Origin of the sequence: Microbacterium sp. EYE_78 (assembly GCF_023149035.1) — a bacterium.
GTDB lineage: Bacteria > Actinomycetota > Actinomycetes > Actinomycetales > Microbacteriaceae > Microbacterium.
The window spans coordinates 1,102,466-1,122,310 of record NZ_JAHXMY010000001.1; the positions used below are offsets into that span (position 1 = coordinate 1,102,466).

A 19,845-nucleotide genomic window follows, 5' to 3' on the forward strand; every position below is an offset into this window, starting at 1 on the left:
CGACGCGATGTGCACGCGTGGCCGTGCGAGGGCCGCAGATTCCGTCGGGTCGAGGTTCCTCCCCGGGTGGGAGCGGCGACGAGCTGCGCACAGGGTGCGGCGAAGAGGGGGCCGAGGATGCCGCGCGCGCCACACTCGGCGAATGAGACCGCCGAGTCCGCTTCCCGCACATCTCCGGCCGACGTTCGCGCTGTCTGAGGCGCGGAGCGCAGGCGTGACCTTCTCCCGTCTGCGCGGAAGTGACCTGTCCCGCCCCTATCGGGGAGTCCGGGCGCGCACCGAGGCGGCTGATCCCGCGGCGCGAGCCGAGGCGTACCTGCCGAAACTCCGAGCGGGTGAGCACTTCTCACACGCGACGGCGATCGCCCTGGCCGGCGGATGGATCCCCGACCGTCTGCGCACCGAGGTGGACGTCTCAGCCATCCGTCCCACGGGGCGTGCGCGGGGTGCGGGCGTCCGCGGACACGAGGCGCGGGAGCACGCCCACCACCTGATCAGCGGACTGCCGTGCGTCGATGCCGCCAGCGCCTGGTGCCAGGCGGCATCCCTCCTCCGCGAGCGTGAACTCGTCGTCGCGGCAGACTCGCTGCTGCGTCGCCAGCGACCCGTGCTGTCGCTGGACGACCTTCGGGATGCCGTCGCCAGGCGCGCTGGAACTCGTCACATCGCCGCGCTCCGCCGAGCGCTTTTGCGCGCCCGCGAGCGGACCGACTCGGTCGCGGAGACACTGCTCCGATTGGATGCGGCGGATGCCGGCCTGCCGGAGTTCGCCGTCAACGAGGAGATCCGCGATGCCCGGGGCCGATTCCTCGCCTGCGGCGACCTCATGCATGCATCGACGAAAGTGCTGCTCGAATACGACGGACAGCAGCACCGTCTCGACGACCGTCAGTACGCGCGGGACGTCGAGCGCCTCGATGCACTCGCCGCAGCGGGTTGGCGCGTCATCCGGATCAATCGCTCGCACCGCGGGGCGGACCGCAGCCGAGCCCTCGAGCGCGTTCGCGTAGCTCTGACCGAGCGTGGGTGGCGACCGTGATGCTCGAGCCGACGCGAACGTCGGTCATTCGCCCGAGATCCATGCAGATCGCGTCGGCTCGAGGCCGAGCGAACGCCGGTCAGGCGGGGTCGATGCGCAGGGTGCCGGGGCCCTCGCCGACCTGCAGGTCGTCGACGAGGCGCAGCGAGCGGGCGAGGTCGTCGACGGCGGGGATGATGGTGCCGAAGCGCTCGCGGTCGGAGACGACGGCGGTGAGGGTCACGAGGTGGGTGCCGGTGTCCCAGGTGTAGGACGCGAAGGGCGTCTGCCGCGGGTTCGGGGGCAGCGGCATCTCGAGCTTCTCGCCGACGCCGAGCGGGGACCCGGTGAACGACTCGGTGTCGTCGTACTCGATCGGCATACTCGCCCGCATCGTCCGCAGCTGCGGGGTCAGCTCCTGCACCTGTGCCATGGCGACGAGCAGCTCGGGGTCGCCCTTCCACACCCAGACGAGCACGCGCCCGTCAGCGCGGCGCATCAGCGCGGGCAGTGCCTGGCTCATCGCCCACGCCGCGACCCGGCTGCCGGGCTGCTCGCGGCCGAACGCGGCGTTCGCCTGGGAGAGCAGCATCCCGATCGCCTTCTTCCGGGCGCGGCGCCCGCGGAGGCCGAAGGATCCGGTGACGGGTACCCAGCGGGACGGGTCGGGCTGCGCGCTCAGACGGGTCATGCGTTCCAGCGTAAGTTGCTATCATCCGCCTATGCTGCGCGTCCCCCAAGCACGCAGCGCCATCGTAGTGGTCTTCGCGATCGCGCTTGCTCTCGTCCTCCCCGTCTCCCCAGCCACAGCGGCGACGGCCAAGCCCGCGAAAGTCGGGCTGGTCACCTTCACCGGTGCCACCACCACCTCCCTCACCGTCGATTGGTCCTCGGTCGGCGGCGCCGACGAGTACTACGTCTACTGGGCCACCAGTCATTCCGCGGTCGTCAGCCCCAAGCGTGCCTACCGGAAGGTCACGGCGTCCCAGACCACCATCACGGGCTTGAAACCCGGTGTCGCCTACTACGTGCAGGCCCGCGCGGTGCGCGACGGTGTCATGGGCGATCGTTCCGCACCCAGTGCGCACGAGACGATCACAGCTGAGGCCTCGTTCCCCGCCGGCGCTGCGCAGTACCGTGCGCTGACCTGGAACATCTGCTCCAACGCGTGTTCGGGCATCTCGTCACGCGCTCGGGTCATCAACTCCCGCATCGGTGAGCTGAAACCGGATGTCGTGGCGATGCAGGAGGCCTCGCGATATACGAAGGCCCCCACCGGCTACCGCCACGTCGTCAACGGTCAGAACGACATCCTCGTGCGGAGCGGGTCGTTCTCCCTCGTCGGAAAGAACAAGGCCGGAGCGACAACGGGTACGGCCAGGTTCTCGAGCAAGCACGCCGGGTCCGGAAAGGGCCTCGCCTGGGCGGCGCTGAAGCATCGGTCGGGCGCGTACGTCCTGGTCGTGAACGCCCACCTCACCGTCGGGGGCTCCTCATCGCAGATCAAGCAGCGGGAGTACGAGGCGGGCAGGCTGCCGTCGTTCGTCCGGTCGACGCTGGCGAAGCTCGCGGCCAGCCACGGCGGGTTGACGAACTGGAAGAACGCGCCGGTGATCGTCCTCGGCGACCTCAATACCCACAAGTCCCGCAAGACGGAACGGACGCAGCAGATCCTCGAGGATCTCGGCTGGCACGACGCCTACGACCAGGCACGCGGCCTCAGCGGGCAGCACCGGAACAGTGCGATTCCGGGCATGTCGTCCACGCCCGTCATCGGCGTCACGTGGGGCGACCATGTCGACAAGGTGCTCGTACGCCCGTCGCGGACGGTCGTGTACGGCTGGGCCAACGGCGGGAAGATGTCGGGCAGCAGATACGCGATGCCGCTGGGATCGGATCACCAGCCGGTCGTGGTGCGTCTCAGCGTGAAGTGAGCTGACGGGCCGGGCGCCCTGTCCGCCGATGGCGGTACAGGGTGCCCGGCTCTCCCGTGGGATCCAGGGTCCGGCGTCGGTGCCCGATTAGACTCGTGCACCGACGCAACCGCGTCCCCGCGCCCCACGACGCACAGATTGGCCCGCACCCCGTGACCTTGACGCCACCGGACGAGTCCTCCACCGCCCCCGAGCGCCGACCCCTCACGATCGTCATCGCCGCCGACACATTCGCGCCCGACGTCAACGGCGGTGCGCGGTTCACCGAACGCCTCGCCGCCGGACTCGCCGCGCGCGGTCACGACGTGCACGTCGTGACGCCCAGCGTCGGCCACCGCAACCACGGTGTCTTCACCGAGCACATCGAGGGGCAGGACCTGACGGTCCACCGGCTGCCCGGCTGGCGCTGGCCTCCCCACGACTGGCTGCGCTTCGCCCTCCCGTGGATGGCGAAGCACTACTCCCGCCGCATCCTCGACAAGGTCGACGCCGACGTCGTGCACAGTCAGTCGCACATCGTGATCGGTCGCGCCCTCACCCGGATCGCGAACCAGCGCGGCATCCCGGTCGTGGCGACGAACCACATCATGGCCGACAACATCCTCGACTTCACGCTGCTGCCGAAGTTCCTCTACGACGTCTTCCTCAAGGTCGCGTGGGCCGACGCCGCGCGCACCTTCGCAATGTCGCGCGCCGTCACGACGCCGACACGCAAAGCGAAGGAATTCCTCGAGACGACGATCGACATCACCGGCGTCGTCCCGATCAGCTGCGGCATCGACAAGCGCAACTACACGCCCGACCTCACCGCGCGTCCCGTGCGCACACGGGTCCTCTTCGTCGGTCGCCTCACAACCGAGAAGCACGTCGAGGTGACGCTCGGCGCGATCGCGAAGCTCGTCCCCGAGCTGGACGTCCAGTTCGAGATCGTCGGCGGCGGCGATCAGCGCAAGAACCTCGAGCAGGCGACGCAGCGCCTCGGGCTGACCGAGCGCGTCACCTTCCGCGGCCGGGTGTCGGAGGAGGACCTGCGCGCGGCGTACACCCGCGCCGACGTGTTCGTCATCTCCTCGGTCGCGGAGCTCCAGTCGATCGCGACGATGGAGGCCATGGCTTCGGGGCTCCCCGTCATCGCCGCGAACGCGGTCGCCCTGCCGCACCTGGTGCACGACGGTGAGAACGGCTACCTCTTCGAGCCGGGCGATGTCGACGAGCTCGCCGAGAAGATCCGCACGGTGCTCACGGCCGATCAGGCCGAGTACTCGCGGATGCAGCAGGCGTCACTCGACGGCGTCGAGATGCACGACATCGACCGCACGCTCGACACGTTCGAGAAGCTCTACCGCGGCGAGCCGCTCGACGGCTGACATGCGCCTGTTCTTTGACGCCCGCTACATCCGCACGGACTTCCACGACGGCATCAGCCGCTACTCGGCCGAGCTCGCCCGATCGGTGGCGGATGCCGCGTCCGCCCACCGCGCCGAGGTCACCTTCCTGATCCACGACGAACGGCAGCGCGCGCTGCTGCCGACGGGAGCAGTCACCCTCACGATCCACGCGCCGACGTCGCCGAAGGAGCCGTTCGCGTCGGTGCTGCTGAACAGGCACCGCCCCGACGTGGTCTTCTCGCCGATGCAGACGATCGGGTCGGCGGGGCGGCGGTTCCGCCTCATCCTGACGCTGCACGACACGATCTACTACCGCCACCGCACCCCGCCGCGGGCCCTGCCGTGGCCGGTGCGCGTGGGGTGGCGGCTGTTCCACCTGTCGTACTGGCCGCAGCGCTGGACGTTGAACGCCGCCGACCTGGTCGCGACCGTCAGCGAGACGAGCGCACGGCAGTTCGCGCGCGTGCGCCTGACGAAGCGGCCGGTCGTCGTGATCCCGAATGCGCCGCAGCGCCTCGCCGAACTGCTGCCCGAGGGGTCATCGGTCGACCAGGGCGCGGTGCGGAACCTCGTCTACATGGGCTCATTCATGCGGTATAAGAACGTCGAGACCCTGGTCACGGCGATGCGTCAGCTCCCCGAGCACACGCTGCACCTGCTGTCGCGCATCACGCCCGAGCGCCGTGCGGCCCTGACGGCATTGGCCGGCGGTGCGTCGGTCGTGTTCCACGACGGTGTGACGGATGCCGAATACGCGGCCCTCCTCGCTGACCGCGCCGCCCTCGTCACGATGAGCCTCGACGAGGGGTACGGGCTCCCCGTGGCCGAGGCGCTTGAGCTCGGCGTGCCCGCGGTCGTGACGGACATGGAGATCTTCCGCGAGGTCGCGGGCGAGGGTGCGCTGTACGTCGATCCGCTCGATCCCGAGGCGGTCGCGTCGGCGGTGCGCTCGCTGGACGAGCCCGGGGTGCGCGAGCGTCTCGTCGAGGCGGGGTCCGCGCACATTCGGGCGTTCGACTGGACCCGGTCGGCCGAGATCCTGCTGGCCGCCGCGACGGACCTCACCAGGCGCTGACGAGAGCGGAACCGACGGCCGACGACAGGAAGCTGAGGACGGTTCCGACCAGGGTCGCCGCGCCCAGTCCGATCGCGATGCCGCCGAGGAGGCGGGACGAGACCGAACGCCGCGCCGCGATCGCTCCGAGGACGATGGCCACGACGGCGATGATGCAGTTCACCAGCGCGAAGACGGCGTTGGCGAGGGAGACCAGGTCGATGCTCGAAGCTGAGCGGTACAGCTGGATCGACAGCGCGGGCCACAGACCGCCCAGGAGGGCCGGGAATCCGCCGATCAGGACGGCGGCGACAGCGAGCCCGCGCCCGGCAGGAGCGGGCGTCGACGGCACGGTGACGGGAGGCGCGCCGACCGGGTAGCCCTGCTGCGCCCAGCCAGGCGGCGGCCCGGCCGAGTTCTGCGGGTGCTGGGGGTTCTGCGGGGACTGCGGGTTCTGCGGGTACGGGGGGTTCTGCGGGTACGGCGGGGTCTGTTCGCTCATGAGAATCCTTCCGCGGGTGGCCGAGTCTAGGGTCGGCCGGCCGCCCCGCGGAAGGAGTTGACGGTCACGGGTGCCGGAGCGAACGCGGGCAGGTCGGCTGCCGGCGGTAGCCGTCGACCGCGACGAGCCGCACCGCCGCGACGACCGCCGCGACCACGACGAGGAGAAGGATGCTGAGAAGGAGTGTGGTGATCATGGCAGAAACGCTATGCTTGGCGGCATCCTGCCACGAGTGGCCGTTGAGACGCCGCTCGTAGGAATACTGCCAACCGCACTGCATTCGGAGGTCTCCATGCTCAGCACCGTCGCCTGCGTCGTGCAGCCCGGCTTCGCACCCTTCGAGTTCGGCCTCGCCTGCGAGGCGTTCGGGCTCGACCGCAGCGACGACGGGATCCCGAACTTCGACTTCCGCATCGTGACGCCCGACCCCGGCGCCGTGGCGAGCAACATCGGCTTCTCCATCAACGTCGACGCAGATCTCTCCTTCGCCGATGAAGCGGACCTCGTCGTTGTCACGCCGATCCCGCGCGAGGCGTGGGGGAGCGTCGACGAACGCATGCTCGAGGTGATCCGGCGCGCGGTCGACCGCGGCGCCTGGGTGCTGACGGTGTGCAGCGGAGCGTTCGCCGTCGCGGCATCCGGTGTCCTGTCGGGGCGGCGCGCCACCACCCACTGGCGGTACGCCGAGACGATGACCCGCATGTACCCCGACATCGAGGTCGACCCGAATGTGCTGTACGTGCAGGACGGGCGCATCATCACGAGCGCTGGGACGGCGGCCGGCCTCGACGCGTGCCTGCACCTGCTGCGGCTCGAACTGGGTGCCGAGGCGGCCAACACGATCGCGCGACGCATGGTCGTGCCGCCGCAGCGCGACGGCGGGCAGGCGCAGTTCATCGCTGCGCCGCTGCCGGTGTCGACGTCGCTGTCGTTGACGCCTGTGACCGAGTGGATGCTGGAGAACCTCCGACTCGATCTGTCGGTCGACCAGCTGGCGGCTCACGCGCACATGTCGCCGCGGACGTTCGCGCGCAGGTTCAAGGCCGACTACGGCACGACACCGGCGGCGTGGCTCGGGCGGCAGCGGATCCTGCACGCGCAGCGGCTGCTCGAGCAGACGGATCTCGGACTCGATGCGATCGCGTACGAATGCGGGTTCGGGTCGGCCGCCGTCCTGCGGCAGAACTTCGCGCGGGTGCTCGGCCTGACGCCGACGGCGTACCGCTCGCGGTTCGCGTGCGCGACCGACCTCGCGTCGTGACCTCGTGATAAACTTGAGCCCGTCAGACTCAAGTTTGCATCACCCTCCAGGAGTACACGATGAACGCACAGCCGGGATCCGGTCAGGGGGAGCAGGGCAGCGCCCTCGAGCAGTTCGGGATCAACCTCACCGACCGCGCGCGCCAAGGCAAGCTCGACCCGGTCATCGGTCGCGATGGCGAGATCCGCCGCGTCAGCCAGGTGCTCACGCGGCGCACGAAGAACAACCCCGTGCTCATCGGCGAGCCGGGCGTCGGCAAGACCGCCGTCGTCGAGGGGCTCGCGCAGCGGATCGTCGCAGGAGACGTCGCGGAGTCGCTGAAGGGCAAGGAGCTGATCGCGCTCGACATCTCGGCCCTCGTGGCAGGTGCGATGTACCGCGGCCAGTTCGAGGAGCGGCTGAAGAGCGTCCTCAAAGAGATCACCGAGTCCGAGGGGCGCGTCATCACCTTCATCGACGAGCTGCACACGCTGATGGGCGCCGGCGGGGGCGAGGGGTCGGTCGCGGCATCCAACATGCTCAAGCCGATGCTCGCGCGCGGTGAGCTGCGCCTGATCGGCGCGACGACGCTCGACGAGTACCGGGAGTTCATCGAGAAGGATGCCGCGCTGGAGCGGCGCTTCCAGCAGGTGTACGTCGGCGAGCCGAGTGTGGAGGACTCGATCGCGATCCTCCGTGGACTCAAGGAGCGGTACGAGGCGCATCACAAGGTGGCCATCTCGGACGGTGCCCTCGTCGCCGCGGCGGCGCTGTCGAACCGGTACATCCCGGCGCGGCAGCTGCCGGACAAGGCGATCGACCTCATCGACGAGGCGGCCTCGCGGCTGCGGATGGAGATCGACTCGGCGCCGCTGGAGATCGACGAGCTGCGTCGCCACGTCGACCGCTTGAAGCTCGAGGAGCTCGCGCTCAAGAAGGAGAAGGACGACGCGTCGAAGGAGCGTCTCGCGGCGCTGCGCGAGCAGATGGCGACGCAGCAGGAGCAGCTCGACGAGCTGAAGGCGCGGTGGGAGCGCGAACGCGCGTCGCTGAACGCGGTCGGTGAGTACAAGACCCGCCTCGACGCTCTGCGCGTCGAGGCCGAGCGGGCCCAGCGCGAGGGCGACCTCGAGCGCGCGTCGCGGCTGCTGTACGCGGAGATCCCGGCGCTGGAGCGCAAGCTCGCCGAGGCGGAATTGGCCGAGGGCGCGATCGGCGACGGCGCGGAACGCATGGTCGGCGACCGGGTGACGGAGGAGGACATCGCCGAGGTCATCGCGGCGTGGACCGGCATCCCGGTCGGGAAGCTGCTGCAGAGCGAGTCCGCCCGGCTCGTCCATCTGGAGTCGGAGCTCGGCAAGCGCCTGATCGGCCAACGCGCAGCGGTGAAGACGGTGTCGGACGCCGTCCGACGCTCGCGTGCGGGGATCAGTGATCCGAACCGTCCGACGGGCTCGTTCCTGTTCCTCGGACCAACGGGGGTCGGGAAGACCGAGCTCGCGAAGGCGCTGGCGGAGTTCCTCTTCGACGACGACCGTGCGATGGTGCGGATCGACATGAGCGAGTACGGCGAGAAGCACGCGGTCGCGCGCCTCGTGGGCGCACCTCCGGGCTACGTCGGGTACGAGCAGGGCGGTCAGCTGACCGAGGCGGTGCGGCGACGCCCGTACTCGGTGGTGCTGCTGGACGAGGTCGAGAAGGCGCACCCCGAGGTGTTCGACGTGCTGCTGCAGGTGCTCGATGACGGCCGGCTGACCGACGGGCAGGGTCGCACGGTCGACTTCACGAACACGATCCTGGTGCTGACGAGCAACATCGGTTCGCCGGTGCTCATCGATCCGACGCTGACGGACGACACGAAGCGCGAGCAGGTGATGGCGATGGTCCGGCAGGTGTTCCGGCCGGAGTTCCTGAACCGGCTGGATGACGTGGTGGTGTTCTCGCCGCTGACCGAGTCCGACCTGGCGCAGATCGTCGAGCTCGCGGTGGATGCGCTGCAGCGTCGGCTGCGCGACCGGCGTCTGACGCTCGCGGTGACGCCGGATGCGCGCGCGTGGCTCGCCGAGCGAGGGTACGACCCGCTGTTCGGCGCGCGGCCGTTGCGGCGACTGATCCAGTCCGAGATCCAGGACCGGTTGGCGATGGCGCTCCTGTCGGGCGGCGTGCACGACGGGGACATCGTGCGGGTGGACGTGGCGGTGGACGGATCGCAGCTCGTGCTCACCAGCAGTGGCCCCGCCCCGGCGGACCCGGCGGACGACGACGACGTCATCGAGGCGGAGCTGCTCGACTGATGGCCGTGGTCCATCTGGGCCATGAGGTCGCGCTGCGCGAGCTGCTCAGGACGGATGCTGCGGCCCTGGCCGACGCATACCGCACGAATCGTGCGCGCCTCGCGCCGTGGGAGCCGCTGCGTCAGGAGTCGTTCTTCACGGATTCCGGCCAGCAGTCCGAGGTCGACGCGTTGCTCGAGGACCGTGGCGCGGGTATCGCTGCGCCGTTCGTCCTCGTCCATGGTGGACGCATCGTCGGCCGGGTGAACCTCTCGGGGATCGTCCGCGGGGCGTTCCAGAGCGCGAACCTCGGCTACTGGATCGACGCCGGCTACGGCGGCCGAGGGCTGATGACCGCCGCGGTCGACGCGGTAGCGGAGATCGCGGTGCGCGACCTGCGTCTGCATCGGCTGCAGGCGGGCACGCTCCTCCGCAACAGTGCGTCGCAAGCGGTGCTGCGCCGGTGCGGGTTCGCCGAGATCGGCGTCGCGGAACGCTACCTGCGGATCGCAGGCGAGTGGCAGGATCATCTGCTGTTCCAGCGCATCCTCGCGGACTGACTCGCCGTGGTGCGGCGCTGTGCGGACTCGGTTCACGCCACGCGAGCAATCCCGGCGGACGCCGCAACCCCCAGCGTCCGCTGAAGATTCGCGTGACAAGATCGAGCATGCGAACCGTCCGGGCCCTGTGGGGCGCGACCCACCCCGGCCCCGCGGTCGTCGTCACCGTCCTCTCGCTGGCCCTCGGTATCGCCGCCGGTCTCGATGTGGCGCATCTCGTCCTGCTGGTCCTGGCGGTCTTCGCCGGCCAGCTGTCGGTCGGGCTGTCGAACGATGCGATCGACCTCTTCCGCGACGCGACCGTCGGTCGTGCCGACAAGCCGCTCGTGCGCGGCGACACCCGACGGCGCACCGCGTGGATCGCGGCGGGTGTGAGCCTGGCGGTCGCAGTCATCCTGTCGGCCGTTCTCGGGTGGGGGATGCTGCTCGCCCACACCATCGCGCTCGTGTCGGCGTGGGGCTACAACGCAGGACTGAAGGCCACCCCGCTGTCGATCGCGCCGTTCCTCGTCAGCTTCGGGATCTTCCCCTCCCTCGCCACCCTGTCGGCAGACGATCCTGAGCTCGCCGCCCCGTGGGCCATGGCGGCCGGGGCCGCCCTCGGCGCCGCCGTGCACCTCACCAACGTGCTGCCCGACCTCGAGGACGACCGCCGGACCGGCGTGCGGGGGCTGCCGCATCGGATCGGGCCCGGGGCATCCGTGATCCTCGCCGTCGCGGGCATCGTCGTCGCCGCATTGGCGGTGCTGTTCGGCAGCCTGGTCGACGGCGCGAACGCCGTCGTCATGATCGCGTTCGCGGTCGCAGTCGCGGCGATCGCTGTCGCCATCCTGCTCCGGATGCGTCGTCGCGGCCCGGACCGCACCGGGTTCCGTCTCGTGATGGGCGCCGCCCTGGTACTCGCGGCGCAGCTCGTCGCGGGATACGCGCTGGCCTGACCGTCGGATCGGGATGCCGCCGCCGCGCCGTATCGCGGGGATCGATCGCTGACGCCGGCGTGTCGCGGCGGGTCCTCGGCGCGTGCCCGAGGATCCCCGCCGTTCGGCCCCGCCCGCCCCTCTGCGGCCCCGCCCCGCCGCGGTCACGCCACGCCCCGCTGCGGCCCCGCCACGCCCGCCTCGCCGAGGCGCCGCCGGCTCACCGGCTCGCGGCGTCGAACCCCATCGCGTAGGCGTGCGGCACGAGCGTCCCGGTCGCCGCGAGGGCCCGACCCAGCACCCGCGACCGTGCCGCGTGCGCCCGGGCCGACACCGGACGCCCGAGCCGCATGTTCACGGCCGCCATCCGCCCCGCGAGGCGGGCAGACCGCAACCGGTCCCGCTCCCAGGCGGCGAGGTCGGATTCCGGCGCCGCGCCCGTGCGCAGCCACGTCGCCAGCAGCGGGGCGAGCGTCGCCGCGTCGAGCAAGCCGAGGTTGAGGCCCTGCCCGCCGATCGGGCTGATCTCGTGCGCGGCGTCACCGATCACGAAGAGGCGGTCACGGCGCATCCCCGGGGCGAGCACCCGGCGCACCCCGAACGCCGTCGCCTCCGTGACGACCTCGGCGGCGTCGGCCTCCCCGCGCGCGCGCATCGCCTCGCGCAGCCGCCCCGCCACTGCAGCGGGATCCAGCGAGCCGCCCGCATCCCACGCGACGAATCGGCGCTGGCCGTCCGGCAGCGGAAACGACTCGAGGACGCCGCTCGCGGCGAGATGCACGATCGCGGTGTCGGGGTCCTCGCGCGGGAGCACGGTGGCATCCGTCATCAGATACCGGTCCGGGTATGCGGTGCGGCGCAGCGCATCGGAACGGAAGACCAGCTCGCGTGCGCCGACCCCGCCCGCGAAGACGACGATCGGCGCGGAGCGTCCGCCCCGGTCCGTCTCGACCTGCACCCGTGATCGGTCCGGAGCCACCCGCGACACCGTCACCCCGCGGACTGGCTCAGGTCCGGCGCCCCGCAGCGCGTCCTCGGTGTCGACCTGCGGAATCGTCGCGACGTAGGGATGCCGCACGTCGAGCCGGTCGAACCGGACCACCCCGAGCGTCCGGCCGTCGCTCCGCGCCTCACCGCGGCCGACCTTGACGGCGCGGGACAGGATGCGGTCCGTCGCCCCTCCGGCCTCGAGCGCCGCCAGCGTCGGGGCGTGTAAACCGATCGCGCGCGAGCCGCCGCCGGCGGTCGCGCGGCGCTCGAGCACCTCGACGTCGACGCCGAAACGGGCGAGTTCTGCCGCCAGCAGGGTGCCCACCGGGCCGGCCCCGACGACGATGACCTCAGCCACGACCGTCCGCCACGGCCAGGAGTCGGAACGGCGCCGGTGCGGCGACGCGCCACGGCGCGCCGAGCGCTGCCTCGAGCTCGCCGGGGCGGTAGCTGCGCCGGATCGAGCGAAGTCCGTCGGTGCGCAGGAACGTCCCGCGCTCCAGCGCGGTGATGCCTATGCCGTAGAGCGCATACGCCAGTCGTCCGCGTGCGATGTCGGCGTGCATGACAACTCCCGTCGACAGCGCACGGGTGTCGTCCGCGAAGCCGGCGAGCTCGTCCGCGTTCAGGTGATGCAGCACATGGTTGGACAGCACGAGGTCGAAGCGCTCACCGCTCGCGCGGAGGCCGGCGGCATCCGTCGAGGCGAATGAGACGCGTTCACTCTCCCTGGTCCGCGCCACCTCGAGGGCGCGCACGTCCGGATCGATGCCGAGCCACTGCACGTCGAGTCCGTCGCGCTCGGCCCACGCCGCGAGTCGCGCCACGACGTCGCCGCCGCCGCTGCCGACGTCGAGCACCCGTGCCGGGCGACCGAGGCGCTGCAGCCGCGGGCGGATGCCGCGACGCCAGACGCGGCCCCATCCGCCGACTGCGCGGTTCACCAGATCGAAGCGGCGGAGCGTCTCGGCGAGGCGGTCGGGGTCGCAGTCGGGGTCGTCCATGAGCTCGCGGAGCCCGGTGTCGCGGACGGCGAGGCTCACGCCGCCCGCCGGAACGTCAAGCGTGCCGCCTCGAGCGTGAGCCCCGGTCCGAAGGCGAGCGTCGCGACGCGTGCGCCGTCGTCGAGGTCACCGGCGAGCATCGCCTGCAGGATGAACAGGATCGTCGCGCTCGACATGTTGCCGTAGTCGCGGAGCACGTCGCGCGACACGGTCAGCGAGCCGTCCGGCAGCTCGAGGCCGCTCTCGACGCGGTCGAGGACACTGCGCCCGCCCGGATGGACGGCCCAGGCATCCACCCCCTCTTCGCCGAGGAAGGCGCCGACCGCGCCGCGGATCTCGCGCCCGATGATGCGCGGCACCTCTGCGGAGAGGATCATCTCGAACCCCTCGTCGCCGATGGTCCACGCCATGTCCTTCTCGCCCTCATCGGTGAGCGCCGTCGCGAAGCGGTCGAGCTCGAACCACGCCTCGCCCGCCCGGCCGTCATCCGCACTCACGACCGCAGCGGCCGCGCCGTCGGCGAAGACCGAGGCCGCGACGATCTGATCGTGGTCGGACGGGGTGCGCACGTGCAGGGAGCAGAGCTCCGCGCACACGACGAGGACCACCGCCTCGGGTTGCGCGGCGCAGATGCGAGCCGCCGTCCGGAGCCCCGGCACGGCCGCCGCGCACCCCATGAATCCCAGGTGGGCTCGCTCGACCGTCGTCGGCAGTCCGAGATCGCGGACGAGCCGGTAGTCGGGGCCGGGCGCGAACATCCCCGTGCACGAGACGGTGACGACGTGCGTCACGTCGCCGGGCGCCACGGATGCCGCCGTCAGCGCGTTGCGCGCGGCCTCGGCGAACAGCGGGGGAGCGAGCCGGATGTACGCGTCGTTGCGTGTCCCGGTCGACGGGGACAGCAGCGCGCCGGTGTCGGTGACCGTCGGCATCCGCTCGTCATCCGCCGGACGCGCGTGCTCGGCTGCCGCGGCGAGGTCGTCGAGCACGGTGTGACGGGTCTCGATCGCCGAGGCGTCGAACGCCGCCCCGATGAGGCGCTGCGTCAGCCGGTTGGCGCCGGGCTGCCCCGCGAACAGGTCGCGGACCGCGCTCTGCCGCAGTCGGGCCGTCGGCACGGCGGTGCCGATCGACAGGATGCGGGTGGTCATGCCTCACCGTAACCGGCGGCGGGCGCCGGTGGGTGGCCCCTGTCGGACCGGCGTGCCGTCGTCTATCGTGCGGGCGTCGCGGTCGGGCTCGGTCGGCGTCGCGTCGAGCGGGCGTCGCCTGTCGCGGCGTGCGGGGTCGCGCGGCGTGTCGCGACAGGGGAGCAGGCGACGCTTCAGTGGGGCACGTCGGGCTGTCGGCGGGCCCGTCGGTCGGTGCGGGGGTCGTCGCCGGCGGCACTGGCGACGCCGCCCGAGTTGGCGAGCGCCTGCATCGCGATCCTGATCGCGTGCCACAGTGCTCCGAAGGACCGCCGGGCAGATCCGTGCGTGCGTCGATCGCGCGTCATGGCCTGACGCTAGCGGTTCGAGGCGCGTCGCGTCAGTCGTCGACGAGCACCGACTCCGCGATCGGCCGTCGCACGCGAGGTGCCGCCTCGCGCTCGCGCAGTGCGTCCGGGGCGTCCGCGGGGTCGCCGAGCGGGCCGACGGCCATGACCGTCAGGGCGCGCTGATCGGCCGACAGTCCGAACCCCGCCGCGAGGGCGTCCGCGTCGAAGCCGCCCATCTGATGCGTCGAGAGCCCCTCGGCGTGCGCCTGCACGGTGAAGTGCGCCGCGGCCTGGCCGACGTCATACGCCGCCCAGCGCAGCGGCTTGCCGTCGGCCTCGGTCGTCGCGACGAAGACGACGAACGCAGCGGCGCCCGACGCCCACGAGCGGTTGAAGCCCACCAGCGACTCGACGATGCGGGCGTGGGATGCCGAGCCCCGCCGCGCGACGATGAAACGCCACGGCTGCGTGTTCGAGGCCGACGGCGACCACCGCGCTGCCTCGAGCGCGGCGTCGAGCGCGGCCTCGTCGATCGGCGCGCTGCCGTCGAAGATGCGCGTGCTCCAGCGCTCGGTGAGCACGTCGAGGATCGGGGTGTCGGTCGGGGCGGTACGGGGAGGCATCCCGCCATTGCATCACCGCGACGCTGGGAGCGAGGTCGGAGGCGTCACGGATCGACTCAGGGAGTCGGCCACCCCGCGGGCCCCGCGACGCCCGCAGGGTACTCATCGAGAGGGACCTCGCCCGCGTGCCACGCGTCGAGCACCGGCTGCACGATGTGCCAGCAGTCCACCGCGGCGTCGCCGCGGACGGCGAGCATCGCGTCGCCGTCGAGGATGCCGGACAGCACCTCGGCATAGGCCTTCAACGAGCCCTCGCCGAGCTCGGCCACGAGGGTCGCGCGTTCGAGCTCGAGGGGATCGGCCTCGCCGTTGACGTTCAGCTCGAGCGCCATCGAGTCCGGCCCGAGTGAGAACCGCAGCACCGTCGGGGCCGGGTCGCCCGTGAACCCGGTCGGCAGGTGCCGCACGGGGCGGAACCGCACCTCGACCTTCGCCTCGGCGTGCCCGAGAGCCTTGCCCGATCGCAGCGTGATCGGCACCCCCTGCCACCGGGCGTTGCGCACCTCGACGGTCATCTCGGCGAGCGTCTCGGTCTCACGCGACGGGTCCACGCCCGGCTCGTCGGCATAGGAGGGGAAGTCCCGGCCCTCGACGGTGCCGGCTGTGTACCGGGCCCGCCGCGACGACGCCACGGGGTCGTCGCCCCAGATCGCTGTCGCGCGGAGGACGGCACCGGTCGCGTCGCGCAGGTCCCGTTCGTCCAGGGATGCCGGGGGCTCCATCGTCACGAACGCCATCACCTGCAGCAGGTGACTCTGGATCATGTCGACGAGAGCCCCTGCCCGGTCGTAGTAGCCCGCACGTCCTTCGAGCCCGAGTGACTCGTCGAACTGCACTACGATCGACGCGATGTCGTCCGAGGACCAGACGGGCTCGATGAGGCGGTTCGCGAAGCGCACGCCCAGCAGGTTCAGCACCGTCGAGCGGCCGAGGAAGTGGTCGACGCGGAACACCTGCGTCTCGGGGACGAGGTCGGCGAGGGTCGCGTTGAGTCGCTCGGCGCTCGCCGCATCCGATCCGAACGGCTTCTCGAGCGCGAGGATCGTCCCCTCGGGGATGCGCACCGACCGGAGCGCCTCGCACGCGGCCGACGCGACGGCGGGTGGCACGGCGAAGTACAGCGCGGGCCGGCCCTCGGCGGCATCCAGCAACTGCTGCAGCGCCGCGGCGTCGGTGATGTCGGCCTGCGTGTAGGTCGTCGCCGAGACCGCCTCGAACGCGGCATCGGCGTCGGTCGTCGCGAACGAGCGCCGCACCGTGTCGCGCCACTGCTCCTCGCTCCAGTCCTCCATGCCGGCACCGGCGAGGCGCACGCGACGCCCGGGCTCGCGGGAGAGCAGCTGACCGAGCGCCGGGAGCAGCAGCCGCGAGGTGAGATCGCCGGAGGCGCCGAGGATGAGGAGCGTGGTGTCTGCCGTCATGGCCGTCACCCTAACCGCGCGCAGAGGTCGTGCCGAGTCCTTGCCCGAGCGCCCTCGCGCCACCACAATGACGACGATGCCTGCCCCGATCGAGAGTTACGGACTGCTCAGCAACTGCCGGACGGCGGCGCTCGTCTCGTCGGAGGGCAGCATGGACTGGCTGTGCCTCCCGCGCTACGACGACGCCTCGGTGTTCGGTGCGCTGCTGGGCGACGAGAGCCACGGATGCTGGACGCTCCGCCCCACGGATCGACGTGCGACGGCGACGCGCCGCTACGACGGCGACACCTTCACGCTCGTGACGCGATGGACGAGCGCGGCCGGCGTCGCCGAGGTGTGGGAGTTCATGCCGATCGACGACGACATCGATGCGGTGGTCCGCCGGGTGGTGGGTGTCGAGGGCGCCGTGGAGTTCGCGAGCGAGCTGCGACTGCGCTTCGACTACGCCCGCGCCGTCCCGTGGGTGCGGCAGATCGGCGACGACGACGCTCCGGTGCTGCTGGCGATCGCCGGGCCCGACGCCGTGGCGGTGCGCGGCCCCCGCCTGCACGCCGAGGACACCATGCACCGCGCGACGTTCGTCGTGAGCCCCGGCGAGACGATCGACTCGGTGCTCGGGTGGGACCGGTCGTACCACCCGCATCCGATCGCCTGCGATGTCGATGCGAGCCTCGAGCGGACGCGCGAGTGGTGGACGGGATGGGCGTCGCGGATCGATCGCGGCGGACCGTGGGAGTCGCACGTCCTGCGATCCATGCTGGTCCTCCGCGCACTCACCCACACCGACACCGGGGGCATCGTCGCGGCCGCGACCACGTCGCTGCCCGAAGACTTCGGCGGCGTCCGCAATTGGGACTACCGCTTCGTGTGGCTGCGGGATGCCGCACTCACCCTCGAGGCCTACCTCGCGCACGGCTACACACGCGCGGCCGAACGCTGGCGCGATTGGCTGCTGCGCGCGGTGGCGGGAGACCCCGCCGACGTGCAGATCATGTACGGGCTCGGCGGCGAGCGCGACCTGCCCGAGCGCGAGCTCGCGAGTCTGCCCGGCTACGACGGTGCGGCGCCGGTGCGTGTCGGCAACGGCGCGGTCGACCAGTATCAGGGTGACGTCATCGGCGAGGTGCTCGTCGCGCTCGAGGCGGCGCGACTCGCGGGCGTGCACGAGACGCCGTCGTCGTGGTCGCTGCAGCGGGCACTCCTCGCGCAGGTCGTCGAGTGGTTCGACCGGCCCGATCATGGCATCTGGGAGATGCGCGGCGACCTGCACCGCTTCACACACTCGCGGGTGATGGTGTGGGCCGCGCTCGACCGAGGTGTCCGCGCCGTCCGTGAGCACGGTCTGCCCGGGGACGGGGACACGTGGCAGGAACTCCGCGATCAGGTCCGGCGCGAGATCGACGAGCACGGGGTGGATGCCGCGGGGGGTCACTTCACGCAGCACGACGGCACCGATGAGGTGGATGCCTCACTGCTGCTGCTGCCGCTCGTGGGCTTCTGCGCGGCGGACGATCCCCGCATGCTGGCGACCGTCGAGCGCATCGAGCGCGACCTGTTCCGCGACGGCTTCGTGCTGCGATACCGCACCGAGGCGGGGACGGACGGGCTGCCCGGCGACGAGCATCCCTTCCTCGCGTGCTCGTTCTGGCTCGTCGAGCAGTACGCCGCGACGGGCCGCATCGACGACGCGACCCGACTCATGGACCGCCTCTGCGCGGTCGCGAACGACGTCGGTCTGCTGTCGGAGGAGGTCGACCCGGCCACGGGCAGGCATGTCGGCAACACCCCGCAGGCGCTCTCGCACCTCGCCCTCGTCGGCGCCGCCGATGCGCTGTCGGGCCATGTCGGGCGAGCCGCCCACCGGACCTGATGCGTCGTCAAGATCAGGAGGACCTGGTGGGGACGGAGTACCGTCGCTCGGTGGACACCTCCGACGTCCCCGAGAGGAGCATTCGATGAGCGAGCAGCCCGAGCCTCTCGTCGGCGACGTGCTCGACGGCCGCTACCGCCTCATGTCGCAGGTGGGGCAGGGCGGCATGGCCCGCGTCTTCCGCGCCGAGGACACGGCGCTCGGTCGGACGGTCGCGGTCAAGGTCCTGCGCCCCGGCGTCGAGGGCGTCTCGAGCGCCGAGCGGGCGCGCAGCGAGGTCACCCTGCTGGCCTCGCTCAATCATCCGTCGCTCGTCACGCTCTTCGACGCGCAGCTGACGGACGATCGCACGGACTACCTCGTGATGGAGTTCGTGGACGGTCCGACCCTGACCGACCGCATCGACGAGGGCCCGATGGATGCCGCGGAGGTCGCGGGACTCGCGGCCGAACTCGCTGAGGCGCTCGCCGTGGTCCACGCCGCGGGAGTGGTTCACCGCGACGTCAAACCGTCCAACGTGCTGCTCGCCCCGCCGCACCTGCCGACGGGACGCCACCGCGCGAAGCTCGCCGACTTCGGGATCGCGCTGCTGCTCGACAGCGCGCGACTGACCGAGCCCGGCTCGATCATCGGCACGGCGGCGTACCTCGCCCCCGAGCAGGTCCGCGGCGCCGACCCCGCTCCGCCGGCGGACGTCTACGCCCTCGGCCTGGTGCTCCTCGAGGCGCTCACGGGGCAGCGGGCCTACCCGAACACCGACGGTGTCGGGGCTGCGCTCGCGCGGCTGACCACGCCGCCGGAGGTGCCCGCCGCACTCGGAGCGGACTGGGTGACGCTCCTCGAGCGGATGACGGCGACGGCGGCGGCCGACCGTCCGACGGCGCTCGAGGTCGCCGGCGCCGCGGAACGCCTCCGCGACAGCGCCTCGACAGCCTCGACCGCGCCCGCCTCGACCGTGCCCGCCTCGACCGCGGGCGCCTCGAGCGTGGGCACCGTGCCGCCGCTTCCGGCCCTGCCGGCGGCGGTCGCCGCGGCGGCACCGGATGACCACGTCGCCGCGGTCACGCCGGTCGCCGGGATCGCGCCGGCCGGTCGGGCATCGGCGGAGACAGGGCCGACCCGCGTCTTCACCGGAGCGGTCACGGCGGGGGCCGTCGCCGAGGACCGGCCTCGCTCGCGGCGACCCCTGGCGATCGTCCTGGCCGTCGCGGCCGTGGCCGTCATCGCCGCGGTGAGTCTCTGGACGGCGAATCTCGCCGGCGCGCCCGCACCGGCATCCACCGACCCCGCCCCCACCGAACAGGCCGACCCGGCGCCGACGGAGCAGTCCTCGACCCCGTCTGTGGCTCCCGTCGACGATCAGCAGGTCAGCGATGAGCAGGCGGACGACGAGAAGGCGACCAAGGAGGCGGAGAAGGCGGCGGAGGACGCCCGCAAGCGTGCGGAGAAGGAGGCCGAGAAGGCCGCCAAGGAAGCCGAGCGGGAGAACGCGGGGCCGGGCAAGAAGGACGACAAGCCCTGAGCGCACACGGACGCCCCGCCGCAGCAGCGACGGGGCGTCCGGGGGCGGC

The 19,845-nt window shown here is 71.7% G+C and carries 19 protein-coding genes; 10 read left to right on the forward strand and 9 right to left on the reverse strand.

Annotation, left to right across the window (positions count from 1 at the left end; genetic code table 11):
* Window positions 1-214 precede the first annotated feature (214 nt).
* The gene (locus KZX17_RS05295; RefSeq protein WP_248170259.1) at window positions 215-1,039 is read left to right on the forward strand and encodes a DUF559 domain-containing protein; all 825 of its coding nucleotides are present in this window, start codon (window positions 215-217) and stop codon (window positions 1,037-1,039) included.
* Between the two features lie 79 nt (window positions 1,040-1,118).
* On the opposite strand, the gene KZX17_RS05300 is transcribed toward KZX17_RS05295, so the two are convergent.
* On the reverse strand, window positions 1,119-1,709 hold the full coding sequence (locus tag KZX17_RS05300; RefSeq protein ID WP_248170258.1) for a hypothetical protein: 591 nt from the start codon (window positions 1,707-1,709) through the stop codon (window positions 1,119-1,121).
* 31 nt (window positions 1,710-1,740) lie between these two features.
* Between KZX17_RS05300 and KZX17_RS05305 the strand changes: the two genes are divergently transcribed.
* From KZX17_RS05305 to KZX17_RS05315, 3 genes are all read left to right on the forward strand, one after another.
* Window positions 1,741-2,952 (forward strand): fibronectin type III domain-containing protein, encoded by a 1,212-nt coding sequence (locus tag KZX17_RS05305; RefSeq protein WP_248170257.1) that lies wholly within the window; start codon window positions 1,741-1,743, stop codon window positions 2,950-2,952.
* Window positions 2,953-3,110: 158 nt separating this feature from the next.
* On the forward strand, window positions 3,111-4,319 hold the full coding sequence (locus KZX17_RS05310; protein ID WP_282443445.1) for a glycosyltransferase: 1,209 nt from the start codon (window positions 3,111-3,113) through the stop codon (window positions 4,317-4,319).
* 1 nt (window position 4,320) lies between these two features.
* On the forward strand, window positions 4,321-5,415 hold the full coding sequence (locus tag KZX17_RS05315) for a glycosyltransferase family 1 protein (protein ID WP_248170255.1): 1,095 nt from the start codon (window positions 4,321-4,323) through the stop codon (window positions 5,413-5,415).
* On the opposite strand, the gene KZX17_RS05320 is transcribed toward KZX17_RS05315, so the two are convergent.
* Entirely contained in the window at window positions 5,402-5,896 is a 495-nt protein-coding gene (locus KZX17_RS05320; protein ID WP_248170254.1) for a hypothetical protein, read from the reverse strand. The genes KZX17_RS05315 and KZX17_RS05320 overlap by 14 nt on opposite strands.
* Window positions 5,897-5,960: 64 nt before the next feature.
* Window positions 5,961-6,092, reverse strand: coding sequence for a hypothetical protein (locus tag KZX17_RS15020; protein ID WP_282443355.1), 132 nt, complete (start codon window positions 6,090-6,092; stop codon window positions 5,961-5,963).
* A gap of 96 nt (window positions 6,093-6,188) precedes the next feature.
* Between KZX17_RS15020 and KZX17_RS05325 the strand changes: the two genes are divergently transcribed.
* From KZX17_RS05325 to KZX17_RS05340, 4 genes are all read left to right on the forward strand, one after another.
* Window positions 6,189-7,157, forward strand: a complete 969-nt coding sequence (locus tag KZX17_RS05325) for a GlxA family transcriptional regulator (RefSeq protein ID WP_248170253.1) — start codon at window positions 6,189-6,191, stop codon at window positions 7,155-7,157.
* 59 nt (window positions 7,158-7,216) lie between these two features.
* Window positions 7,217-9,430 carry an ATP-dependent Clp protease ATP-binding subunit gene (locus KZX17_RS05330; RefSeq protein ID WP_248170252.1) on the forward strand — a complete coding sequence of 738 codons (2,214 nt, stop codon included), beginning with the start codon at window positions 7,217-7,219 and terminating at the stop codon, window positions 9,428-9,430.
* A complete protein-coding gene (locus KZX17_RS05335) occupies window positions 9,430-9,969 on the forward strand; it encodes a GNAT family N-acetyltransferase (RefSeq protein ID WP_248170251.1) in 540 nt (179 codons plus the stop codon). The genes KZX17_RS05330 and KZX17_RS05335 overlap by 1 nt, the downstream gene beginning before the upstream one ends.
* A 107-nt stretch (window positions 9,970-10,076) precedes the next feature.
* Complete coding sequence (locus KZX17_RS05340) at window positions 10,077-10,907, forward strand: UbiA family prenyltransferase (RefSeq protein WP_248170250.1); 831 nt, start codon at window positions 10,077-10,079, stop codon at window positions 10,905-10,907.
* 199 nt (window positions 10,908-11,106) lie between these two features.
* Here KZX17_RS05340 and KZX17_RS15170 read toward each other — a convergent pair whose 3' ends face one another.
* From KZX17_RS15170 to KZX17_RS05370, 6 genes are all read right to left on the reverse strand, one after another.
* Window positions 11,107-12,234 carry an NAD(P)/FAD-dependent oxidoreductase gene (locus KZX17_RS15170; protein ID WP_248170249.1) on the reverse strand — a complete coding sequence of 376 codons (1,128 nt, stop codon included), beginning with the start codon at window positions 12,232-12,234 and terminating at the stop codon, window positions 11,107-11,109.
* A complete protein-coding gene (locus KZX17_RS05350; RefSeq protein ID WP_248170248.1) occupies window positions 12,227-12,919 on the reverse strand; it encodes a methyltransferase domain-containing protein in 693 nt (230 codons plus the stop codon). Before KZX17_RS05350 ends, KZX17_RS15170 begins: the two co-directional genes overlap by 8 nt.
* Window positions 12,916-14,031 (reverse strand): type III polyketide synthase, encoded by a 1,116-nt coding sequence (locus KZX17_RS05355; RefSeq protein ID WP_248170247.1) that lies wholly within the window; start codon window positions 14,029-14,031, stop codon window positions 12,916-12,918. The genes KZX17_RS05350 and KZX17_RS05355 overlap by 4 nt, the downstream gene beginning before the upstream one ends.
* A 173-nt stretch (window positions 14,032-14,204) precedes the next feature.
* Window positions 14,205-14,378 (reverse strand): hypothetical protein, encoded by a 174-nt coding sequence (locus tag KZX17_RS05360; protein ID WP_248170246.1) that lies wholly within the window; start codon window positions 14,376-14,378, stop codon window positions 14,205-14,207.
* A 32-nt stretch (window positions 14,379-14,410) separates the two neighbouring features.
* Window positions 14,411-14,983 (reverse strand): nitroreductase family protein, encoded by a 573-nt coding sequence (locus KZX17_RS05365; protein ID WP_248170245.1) that lies wholly within the window; start codon window positions 14,981-14,983, stop codon window positions 14,411-14,413.
* Window positions 14,984-15,039: 56 nt separating this feature from the next.
* On the reverse strand, window positions 15,040-16,404 hold the full coding sequence (locus tag KZX17_RS05370; protein ID WP_248170244.1) for a glucose-6-phosphate dehydrogenase: 1,365 nt from the start codon (window positions 16,402-16,404) through the stop codon (window positions 15,040-15,042).
* Between the two features lie 67 nt (window positions 16,405-16,471).
* Here KZX17_RS05370 and KZX17_RS05375 point away from each other — a divergent pair, with 67 nt between their 5' ends.
* Together KZX17_RS05375 and KZX17_RS05380 are read left to right on the forward strand one after the other, a co-directional pair.
* A complete protein-coding gene (locus KZX17_RS05375; protein ID WP_248170243.1) occupies window positions 16,472-18,274 on the forward strand; it encodes a glycoside hydrolase family 15 protein in 1,803 nt (600 codons plus the stop codon).
* 85 nt (window positions 18,275-18,359) lie between these two features.
* Complete coding sequence (locus KZX17_RS05380; RefSeq protein ID WP_248170242.1) at window positions 18,360-19,796, forward strand: serine/threonine-protein kinase; 1,437 nt, start codon at window positions 18,360-18,362, stop codon at window positions 19,794-19,796.
* The last annotated feature ends 49 nt before the right edge of the window (window positions 19,797-19,845 follow it).